Source organism: Streptomyces sp. NPDC001902, from assembly GCF_042891295.1.
In the GTDB taxonomy this organism is placed as follows: domain Bacteria; phylum Actinomycetota; class Actinomycetes; order Streptomycetales; family Streptomycetaceae; genus Actinacidiphila.
On record NZ_JBIATA010000013.1, the window covers coordinates 183,166 to 192,112 of the forward strand.

Sequence of the window (8,947 nt, forward strand, 5' to 3'; positions counted from 1 at the left end):
GACAGCGACCGATCGAGGCCTTCGCCAACACGCCTCGGCGCTTCGCGGAAGCATGAGGCCGCCACGTGAGATTTCCGGGGGATGGTTGAACGGCTCACCCATCTCGTCCGTACGACAGGGCAGGGCGTGAACGACGCTCCCGGGCCCCGGCTGGCGGTCCGGAACGGACGAGGCAACAGGATGTGTGACGCATGGCCGAGACGACTGGCACCGCAGGTGCTCCGACCCGCCGCGCCGTGGTCGCCGGGGTGGGTGCGGCGGGGCTCGCGGCCGCGCTGGCCGCGTGCGGTGACTCCAACGACTCCGCGGGCGCCTACAGCCCTGCCGCGCCCCCGCAGGGCGGCGACCAGGGGACCGGGGGGTCGGCGCCCGCCGGCGGCGGGGCCGAGGCGGCGCTGGCCAAGACCTCGGACATCCCGGTCGGCGGCGGCAAGATCTTCGCGGACAAGAAGGTCGTCGTCTGCCAGCCCGAGGCGGGCTCGTTCAAGGCGTTCTCGGCGATCTGCACCCATCAGGGCTGCGCCGTCAACGAGATCGCGGGCGGCACGATCAACTGCCCCTGCCACGGCAGCAAGTTCAGCATCAAGGACGGCAGCGTGGCCAACGGCCCTGCGACCCAGCCGCTGCCGGCGGCGAACATCAAGGTGGAGGGGGACTCAGTGGCCCTGGCCTGAGCCCCCCGGGCCCGGCCCGGACCGTTTCCAGCTGCCGATGACCTCGTCGGCGGTGGTGACCGTGGCGACGAGCGCGAGGGTGTGCCGGACCATGTCCGCGGTGTACGACTGCGGCACCCCGGCGATGGCGTCCGCGGGCACGACCGCCTGGTAGCCGAGGTTGACCGCGTCGAAGACGGCGTTGGGAACGGCCACGTTGGCCGACACCCCGGTGACGACGACCGTGCGCACGCCCAGGTTGCGCAGCACGGCGTCGAGGCCGGTGCCGGCGACCGGCGACAGCCCGTGCAGCCGTCGCACGACGAAGTCGCCGGCACCGACCGCTATCTCCTCGGCGACCTCGACCGCCGGTGTGCCCGCGACCTGCAGGACGGGCAGCCGCTCGGCGGCGCGGAAGATCCGCGCGTTGCGGCTGGACCCGCGGCCGTCGGCGCGGCGTTCGGCGACGGCGTGCACCACGGTGGCGCCCACCGCGTGGGCCGCGGTGACCAGCCGCGCGGTGGCGTCCAGCGCCCCCGAGGCCCGTACGGCGGCCGCGAGTTCCGGCAGTGCGCCGTCCGGGCCGACCACCCCGCGCTGGCACTCGACGGTGAGCACGGCGGTGGACCGGGGGGTCAGGAGCGCGTCGAGCCTGCGGTCCCGGTTGCCGTCCGTCATGCTTGCCCCCTCGCGCGCGGCTGCCCTACCGTCGTCCCAAGTGACCGTATCTGACGAACCGTCAGGCAGGGAAGTGGGGGCGCACATGGCCGTCGCACAGCGGCGCGGACGCCGGATCATGATGACCCCGCAGGAGATCGACACCTTCCTCGGCGCGCAGAGCACCTGCCGCGTCGCGACCGTCTCGCCCGACGGCCGCCCGCACGTGGGCGCGCTGTGGTTCCTCTGGGACGGTACGTCCCTGTGGCTGTACTCGATCGTCCGCAGCCGCCGCTGGGCCGACCTGCGGCGTGACCCGCGGGTCGCGGTCGTCGTCGACGACGGCACGGAGTACGGCGAACTGCGCGGCGTCGAGCTCTCCGGCACCGTCGAGTTCGTCGGCGAGGCGCCCCGCACCGGCGGGCCCCACCCGGACCTGGAGGTCGTCGAGCGGCTGTTCGCCGCCAAGAACTTCGGCCTGGAGTCCATGCCCCACGACGGCCGCCACGCGTGGCTGCGCCTGACTCCGGACTCCGTCGTCTCCTGGGACTTCCGCAAGATGCCCGGCCTCGGCTAGCCCATGTCGTCCTGGGCCACGCGCGCACCGGCGTCCCCGAGGGCGATCAGCCCTCGGCCGCCGCCACGTCCTCCCCTGCCCGGCGCAGGGCCTCGACGGCGGCGCGGATGGCGGGGCGGCGGTCGGCGTCGGAGCGCCAGACGGCGTAGATGTGGCGCTTCATGGTGTGGCGCACGCGGATCGCGCGGACCCCGGCCGGGAGGGGGCCGCGGCCGAGGCGCGGGACGACGGCGACGCCCAGGCCGGCGGCGACCAGGGCGAGCACGGTGGGGTGCTCCTCGGCGTGGTGGGCGATGCGCGGTTCCACGCCCTTGCCGCGCAGGGTGAACAGCAGCCACTCGTGGCAGAAGCCGCCGTCCGGCCAGGCGATCCAGTCGTCGTCGGCGAGTTCGCCCAGGTCGACCTCGTCGCGGCCCGCCAGGGGGTGGCCCTCGGGGACGACCACGTCGGCGAGGTCGTCGAGCAGCGGCTCCTTGGCCAGGCCGCCGGGCAGCGACAGCGGCTTGTTGTACCAGTCGAGGACGACCGCGAGGTCGATGTCGCCGCGCACGAGCCGGGCCAGCGCGTCCTGGGGCTCCATCTCGTGGACCATCGCGCGCAGCTTGGGGTGGTCGTGCCGCGTCGCCGCGAGCGCCTGCGGGAACAGGCCGCGCACCGCGGTGGGGAAGGCCCCCATGCGCAGCTCGCCGACCGCGGCGCCGCGGTGCGCCTCCAGGTCGGAGTGGGCGAGCTCGACGAGGGAGAGGATGCGGTCGGCGTGCCCGGACAGCAGCCGGCCGGCGTCGGTGAGGCGGACCCCGCGGCCGTTCCTGGCCAGCAGCGTCTGCCCGGTCTCGCGTTCGAGCTTGCCCATCTGCTGGGAGACGGCCGAGGTCGTCACGTGCAGGACGTCCGCCGCGGCGCTCACCGAGCCGTAGGTGGAGATCGCGTGCAGGATGCGCAGGCGCTCGAGGTTCAACATGTAAGCAACACTACGTGATCACCGGCAGGTTTTCTCGCTTGTCCTAAGAGGTTCAATCCGTCATGGTGATGGCCATGAGCGCACCCAGCACCCGCCCCCCTGCCGCCGTGGCCGCCCCCTCCCCCGCCGGCACCTCACCCGCCCCCGCCGCCCCCTCGGTCACCGCGCGCCGCCGCCCCGTCGTGGACTGGCGCGTCAGCTGGGCCGTGCTCGCGCTCATCTGGGGCTTCAGCTTCCTGTTCATCAAGGTGGGCACCGAGGCGTACGCCCCGCTGCAGGTCGCGCTCGGCCGCATGGTCTTCGGCACCGCCGTGCTGGCCGCCGCCTTCGCCGTGAAGCGGGAACGGATGCCGCGCGGCGCCCGCACCTGGGGGCACATGGCGGTCGCCGCGCTGTTGCTGAACACACTGCCGTTCACGCTCTTCGCGTACGCGGAGCTCACCATCCCCTCCACGCTCGCGGGGATCTGCAACGCCACGACCCCGCTGTGGAGCATGGTGCTGTCGGTGGTGGCGCTCTCGGACGACAAGCCGACCCGGCAGCGGGTCGCGGGGGTCGGCATCGGCTTCGTCGGCGTGCTGACCGTCCTCGGCGCCTGGCAGGGCTTCTCCGGGACGGATCCGGCGGGCACCGCGATGGCGCTGGGCGCCTCCGCAAGCTACGCGGTGGGGTGGATCTACGTGCGCCGCACCCTGAGCGGCAGCGGCAACTCGGCGCTGTCGATGTCCTCCGCACAGCTGCTGCTCGGCACCGTCCAACTGGCCGTGCTGACCCCGCTGTTCACCTCCACGCCGGGCTCGTTCCCGCTCTGGCCGACACTGTCGGTCGTGGCGCTGGGCGCACTGGGCACCGGGATCGCCTTCCTCCTGCAGTACGGGATCGTCGCGGAGAAGGGCCCGACCATCGCCACGATGGTCACCTACCTGATCCCGGTCATCGCGACCGCGGCCGGTGTCGCCCTGCTCGACGAGCACCTGACGTGGAACGAGCCGGTCGGCGCCCTCGTCGTGCTCGCCGGCGCGGCGCTGACCCAGCGCCGTCCGGCGGCCTGACCCCCTCCGGCCCGCGCCCCGTCAGCCGAAGCGCCCGGCGCGGTACGGCTGGACGGCGGCGGCGACGGCGTCGGCCAGGGCCGGGACCTCGTCCGCCGCGACCGGGGAGACGGTGATGCGGATGCCCGGCGGGGAGTCCAGGCGGAAGCGCGCGCCGGGCGCGACCGCCCAGCCCGCCTGCAGGAGCCGGGCGACCGCCCCGGTCTCGTCGGGCACCGGGACCCAGACGTTCATGCCGCTGCGGCCGTGCGCCGGGACGCCGCGGTCGGCCAGCGCCCGCACCAGCGCGTCGCGGCGCGCAGCGTACGCGGCGGAGACGGCCGGGACGTCGACCGCTCCGGTGCGCCACAGGTGAGCGACGGTGTGCTGCAGCAGATGGCTGACCCAGCCGGGCCCGAGCCGGTAGCGGCCGCGGAGCCGGTCGACGGTGACCGGGTCGCCGGTGAGGACGGCCAGGCGCAGGTCGGGGCCGTAGGCCTTGGCGGTCGAGCGGACCAGCATCCAGTGCGGGGTGCTCCCGGCGAGCGGGTGCAGCGGCAGCTCGGTCAGGCCGTTCACATGGTCGTCGTCGATGACGAGCACGTGCGGATGGCCGCTCAGGACGGCGCGCAGTTCGCCGGCGCGCGCCGCGGAGAGCGTGGCCCCGGTCGGGTTCTGGCCGCGGTCGGTGACGATCAGCGCCCGCGCACCCTGCCGCAGGGCGGCGGCCACGTCGTGCGGCAGCGGGCCGTCGTCGTCCACGCCGACCGGGACCGCGCGCAGCCCCAGGGCGGGGACGAGGTCGAAGACGCTGCCCCAGCCGGGGTCCTCCACCGCCACCGCGTCCCCCGGCCGCAGGTGGGCGGTGAGCGCGCGCTCCATGGCGTCGAGCGAACCGGAGGTGAGGCCGACCGGGCCGGCCGGCACCCCGTCGGCGTCGAAGGCGGCACGCGCCAGCGCGGCGAGCTCCTCCTCGACCGGGGACCGCCCGTACAGCGTGGGCTGCCGCGCGTTGCGGGCGGCCGCCTCGGCCAGCGCCTCCCCGAGCGGGGGCAGCAGGGCGGAATCCGGGTTGCCCGTGGAAAGGTCCCGCACCCCGGGCGGCACCTCCAGGCGGATCTCGTCCCGCGCGGTGGTCGCCGGACGCCTGCGCACCCGGCTGCCGCGCCGGCCCGCCGTCTCGATGACGCCGCGGTCGCGCAGCAGGCGGTAGGCGGCCGCGACGGTGTTGGGGTTGACGCCGAGTCCGGCGGCGAGCTCCCGCAGCGGCGGCAGCGCGGCGCCGGGCGCGAGCGCGCCCTCCCCGATGGCCCGTTCGACGCTCGCCGCGATGTCCGCTGCGCCCCGGCCGGTGAACGTGTACTCTCCTAGCACAAAAAGCATTATGCACTAGTGCAAAGGATCGCGCCATGTCCGCCACGCCCTCCGCTGCCGATGCGTACGCTCCCACCGACCTCACGGTCCCGACCCGCAGCCGCGAGCGCGCCTCGTACGACCGCGACCTGGTGCACGCGATCCTCGACGCGGACTACCTCTGCCACCTCGGCTTCGTCCGGGACGGGGCACCGGTCGTGCTGCCGACCCTCTACGCGCGCGTCGGCGAGCGGCTCTACGTGCACGGCTCCACCGGCTCCCGTCCGCTGCGGGGCGCCGGCGAGGACACCGGGCTCCCGGTCTGCCTGACCGTGACGCACCTGGACGGGCTCGTGCTGGCCCGGTCCGCCTTCCACCACTCGATCAACTACCGCTCCGTGGTGGTGCACGGCGTGGCCCGCCAGGTCACCGACCCCGCCGAGCGCTCCGCGGCCCTGGACGCCCTCGTCGACCACATCGTGCCCGGCCGCGCCGCCGACTCCCGCCCCGCCAACGCCAGGGAACTGGCCGCCACCGCCGTCATCGCCCTCGACCTGCACGAGGTCTCGGCCAAGGTGCGCACCGGCGGCCCCGGCGACGACCCCGAGGACCTTGCGCTCCCCCACTGGACGGGCGTGCTGCCGGTGACCCGCTCCTACGGGACGCCCGAACCCGCCGACGACCTCGACCCGTCGATCACCGTCCCCGGCTACCTCACCGCGCGCTGAAAGGAGCCCCGCGCATGCTCGTCCACCCCTGGGACGCCGCCCTCGACGAGGCCGAGTGGCAGGACTGGCTGGCCGCGCGCGACTTCGGCCAGCTCGCGGTCAACGGACTCGACGGCGCGCCCCCGTTCGTCCAGCCGCTGCACTTCGCCTACGACGCCGGACGGCGCGAGGCGGTCACCCACCTCGCCCGGCCGAACCCGCTGTGGGCCGCGATCGAGGCCCACCCCCAGGTGACGCTCAGCGTCGTCGACGACTACACCTTCATCCCCGGCCCCTGGCACGCCCCCGAGGGCACCCCGCCCGAGCACGGGACGCCCACCAGCTACTACGCCGCCGTGCAACTGCTGTGCGTGGCCCACCTCGTGGACGACCCCCAGGAGAAGGCGGACCTGCTCCACCGGCAGCTCGCCCACTTCCAGCCGCGCGGCGACCACGCCCCCGTCGTCCCCGGCCAGGCGCCGTTCGGCCGGATGCTGCCCGGGATCCGCGGGCTGCGGCTGGAGGTCACCGACGTGCGCGCCAAGTTCAAGTACGGCGGGAACCGCCCGCGCGAGACCCAGTGGCGGGTCAGCGGGCTGCTGGCCGAGCGCAACGGTCCGGGCGACGACGCCGCCCGGACCCAGCAGTTGCGCCGCCTCGGGCAGCGCGGCTAGTCGTCGATCGCCGCGCCGAACCGGGCGTTCTGGGACGGGGCGCCGAGCGAGCCGCCGCCGTACGTCCAGCTCCCCGGCAGCTTCAGGCCGCCGGCACCCGCCGAGAACACCCACACCACACCGTCGTTGGTGTTCTCGCCCGGGGCCGCGACGAGCAGACCGAAGTAGCCGTCGCCGTTGGGGTCGGTGAAGGAGACCTGGGCACCGAACTTGTCGGCCTTCTCGACGGCGCCCGGGACGCCCGCCGTGTTCTGGCTGACGTCCAGGACACCGGCGGTGGTCAGGCCCCCGGCCGAACCGCGCAGCACCCACACGGCTCCGGCGTCGGCGACGCTGCCGATGTCCTCGCCTGAGGCGCCGATCGCGACGTCCGCGTACCCGTCGCGGTTGACGTCCCCGACGGAGAGGTCCGAGCCGAAGCCGTCACCGCGCTCCGAGACACCCGGCACGCCGGCGTCGTCCTGGGTCCACCACACGGGCGGGCTCCCCGGACCCTCCTGCCCGACCGGCCCGTCCGGGCTGCCGTAGTAGACGCCGACCATGCCGCCGGTCATCGACGCGCCGCCGTCGTCGGGGCTGTGCGGCTCCCCGGTCACCAGGTCGTCGAAGCCGTCGCCGTTGACGTCGCCGGAGGCGACGACGGGGCCGCCGCGCAGGGCGGTGACGGGCAGCGGATCGATGTCGTCGCTGAGGAGGACGTACGACCAGCCGTAGCCCGGCTCGTCGCCCAGGCTGAGGCCGGAGACCACGAGGTCGGCCAGGCCGTTGTCGTCGTAGTCGCCGGTCGTCAGCGAGGTGGGTGCGATGCCGGGCCCTTCCGCCTGCCGGGCGAGCGGCGTGCGCCGCCGGTCCTTGAAGGGCGTGAAGGTCCCCGCGTCCCCGCCCTTGCGGGCGGCGGCCTGCGGCACGGACTCGTACTGGAAGATCGACAGCCCCACCTTGTCGATCACGGCGAGCAGGTCACCCGGGACGTAGGTGGTGAAGTGCCCGGCGGCCAGGGCGCTGCCGAACCGGTCGCCCTTCATGGCGCTGACGGACTGCAGCCAGTCGCTCGCGGCGCCGGACAGCCCCTTCGCCGAGCCCCACAGGACCACGACGCCGCCCGCGTCGGCGCCGACGCCGTCCAGGTCCTCGCCGGGGATGCCGACGACGGCGTCGTCGTACCCGTCACCGTCGAGGTCCCCGCTGGCCACGGCCTGGCCGAAGGCGTCGCCGGTCTCGGCGGCGCCGGGCACGCCGGAGGTGTTCTGGCTGAAGACCTTGGCGCTGGTGGTGACCCCCTTGGGCCCGCCGTACTGCACGGTGACGGCACCGGCGCCGGAACGCCCGCCCACGGTGGCGCCGGGCGCGCCGGTCAGCACGTCCTCGTACCCGTCGCCGTTGAAGTCCCGATTGCGGTCACTTGCATGGGTGCCGCCGGGGGTCCCGGCGACGGAGGCGGGCGCGGTGGCGATGGCCGCGCCCGTGATGAGGAGAAACGACGCCGCGGTGACCGCAGCCGAGCGGTTCTTGCGCATGAACGGCTCCTTCGCTCAAGAACGACCGGGCGGTGCGGGGGTGTCCGGAAAGAGCCCGTTTCCTTCTCCGGCACGGTCTTTGACACGCCGTGGGGAGGAATGGTTGTAGGGGTGATTGCGGAAGCGTGGACGGAGGAGCGCCGTCGGCGCACGGCACCCGGGGCACCACGACCGCCGCGGCCCGGCCTGGCGGGTCGGACGCTCTCCACGGCCCGCGGGCCACAGCCTGGGACGAACCGACGAGCGCGACCGCCGCCACCGGACCGGGCGGACCGACCTGGCGCGCCGGCCCGGTGGGGCAGCGCGCCTGACGATCCGGACGGGGACGATCACGCTGTGCCGGGGGGGGACCCGGCCGCCGCGCCAGCGGGGCCAGGTCCCCGACACCGCCGCGCGGCACGCGGACCAACGCGACCGCCGGTGCCGGACCCCCGCGGGCAGAACGCCCCGGCCGCCCGCGGCGCGTGGCCGCGACGACGAGCGACGACCACCTACCGGTGACTCCGGCGGACCACGCCGCGCCAACGCCGTCCGCGGCACGCGGATCAGCGCCACACTGGTGCCGGCCCCGGCGGCCCGCCGGGTGGAACACCCCCGGACCCACGGGACGTAGCCGGGCCAAGGGGCCGGCGCGCCTAGCGACCCGGACGGGGCGACACAGGCCGCGCAGGTGTCCCGGACGGTCGTGCTGGTCCTCCGCAGCGGCGCGTCGCCGCGACAACCACCTACCGGTGACTCCGGCGGACCACGCCGCGCCAACGCCGTCCGCGGCACGCGGATCAGCGCCACACTGGTGCCGGCCCCGGCGGCCCGCCGG

At 75.0% G+C, this 8,947-nt stretch carries 9 protein-coding genes; 5 read left to right on the top strand and 4 right to left on the bottom strand.

Annotated elements, in window-relative coordinates; genetic code table 11:
- The first annotated feature begins 191 nt into the window (after positions 1-191).
- Positions 192-674 carry a Rieske (2Fe-2S) protein gene (locus ACFYYN_RS22335; protein WP_499510498.1) on the top strand — a complete coding sequence of 161 codons (483 nt, stop codon included), beginning with the start codon at positions 192-194 and terminating at the stop codon, positions 672-674.
- On the opposite strand, the gene ACFYYN_RS22340 is transcribed toward ACFYYN_RS22335, so the two are convergent.
- A complete protein-coding gene (locus tag ACFYYN_RS22340; RefSeq protein ID WP_500547229.1) occupies positions 657-1,331 on the bottom strand; it encodes an isochorismatase family protein in 675 nt (224 codons plus the stop codon). The two genes, ACFYYN_RS22335 and ACFYYN_RS22340, sit on opposite strands and share 18 nt — an antisense overlap.
- An 85-nt stretch (positions 1,332-1,416) precedes the next feature.
- Here ACFYYN_RS22340 and ACFYYN_RS22345 point away from each other — a divergent pair, with 85 nt between their 5' ends.
- Complete coding sequence (locus tag ACFYYN_RS22345; protein ID WP_500547230.1) at positions 1,417-1,887, top strand: pyridoxamine 5'-phosphate oxidase family protein; 471 nt, start codon at positions 1,417-1,419, stop codon at positions 1,885-1,887.
- A 46-nt stretch (positions 1,888-1,933) separates the two neighbouring features.
- Here the strand turns inward: ACFYYN_RS22345 and ACFYYN_RS22350 are convergent, their stop codons facing one another.
- A complete protein-coding gene (locus tag ACFYYN_RS22350) occupies positions 1,934-2,848 on the bottom strand; it encodes a LysR family transcriptional regulator (protein WP_500547231.1) in 915 nt (304 codons plus the stop codon).
- A 68-nt stretch (positions 2,849-2,916) separates the two neighbouring features.
- On the opposite strand from ACFYYN_RS22350, the gene ACFYYN_RS22355 reads away from it, so the two are divergent.
- Complete coding sequence (locus tag ACFYYN_RS22355; protein WP_500547276.1) at positions 2,917-3,900, top strand: DMT family transporter; 984 nt, start codon at positions 2,917-2,919, stop codon at positions 3,898-3,900.
- Positions 3,901-3,921: 21 nt separating this feature from the next.
- On the opposite strand, the gene ACFYYN_RS22360 is transcribed toward ACFYYN_RS22355, so the two are convergent.
- Positions 3,922-5,253 (bottom strand): aminotransferase class I/II-fold pyridoxal phosphate-dependent enzyme, encoded by a 1,332-nt coding sequence (locus ACFYYN_RS22360; RefSeq protein WP_500547232.1) that lies wholly within the window; start codon positions 5,251-5,253, stop codon positions 3,922-3,924.
- A gap of 35 nt (positions 5,254-5,288) precedes the next feature.
- Here ACFYYN_RS22360 and ACFYYN_RS22365 point away from each other — a divergent pair, with 35 nt between their 5' ends.
- Positions 5,289-5,960 carry a pyridoxamine 5'-phosphate oxidase family protein gene (locus ACFYYN_RS22365; protein WP_500325131.1) on the top strand — a complete coding sequence of 224 codons (672 nt, stop codon included), beginning with the start codon at positions 5,289-5,291 and terminating at the stop codon, positions 5,958-5,960.
- A gap of 14 nt (positions 5,961-5,974) precedes the next feature.
- Complete coding sequence (locus ACFYYN_RS22370; protein WP_500547233.1) at positions 5,975-6,613, top strand: FMN-binding negative transcriptional regulator; 639 nt, start codon at positions 5,975-5,977, stop codon at positions 6,611-6,613.
- Here the strand turns inward: ACFYYN_RS22370 and ACFYYN_RS22375 are convergent.
- A complete protein-coding gene (locus ACFYYN_RS22375; RefSeq protein WP_500547234.1) occupies positions 6,610-8,130 on the bottom strand; it encodes an FG-GAP repeat protein in 1,521 nt (506 codons plus the stop codon). The genes ACFYYN_RS22370 and ACFYYN_RS22375 overlap by 4 nt on opposite strands.
- Positions 8,131-8,947: the final 817 nt, after the last annotated feature.

Excerpts from the sequence above, each read along its gene's own strand:
- ACFYYN_RS22370 (WP_500547233.1), top strand. The coding sequence starts at position 5,975 with ATGCTCGTCCACCCCTGGGACGCCGCCCTCGACGAGGCCGAGTGGCAG.
- ACFYYN_RS22335 (WP_499510498.1), top strand. The coding sequence starts at position 192 with ATGGCCGAGACGACTGGCACCGCAGGTGCTCCGACCCGCCGCGCCGTG.
- ACFYYN_RS22350 (WP_500547231.1), bottom strand. The coding sequence starts at position 2,848 with ATGTTGAACCTCGAGCGCCTGCGCATCCTGCACGCGATCTCCACCTAC.
- ACFYYN_RS22340 (WP_500547229.1), bottom strand. The coding sequence starts at position 1,331 with ATGACGGACGGCAACCGGGACCGCAGGCTCGACGCGCTCCTGACCCCC.
- ACFYYN_RS22345 (WP_500547230.1), top strand. The coding sequence starts at position 1,417 with ATGGCCGTCGCACAGCGGCGCGGACGCCGGATCATGATGACCCCGCAG.
- ACFYYN_RS22355 (WP_500547276.1), top strand. The coding sequence starts at position 2,917 with ATGGCCATGAGCGCACCCAGCACCCGCCCCCCTGCCGCCGTGGCCGCC.
- ACFYYN_RS22365 (WP_500325131.1), top strand. The coding sequence starts at position 5,289 with ATGTCCGCCACGCCCTCCGCTGCCGATGCGTACGCTCCCACCGACCTC.
- ACFYYN_RS22375 (WP_500547234.1), bottom strand. The coding sequence starts at position 8,130 with ATGCGCAAGAACCGCTCGGCTGCGGTCACCGCGGCGTCGTTTCTCCTC.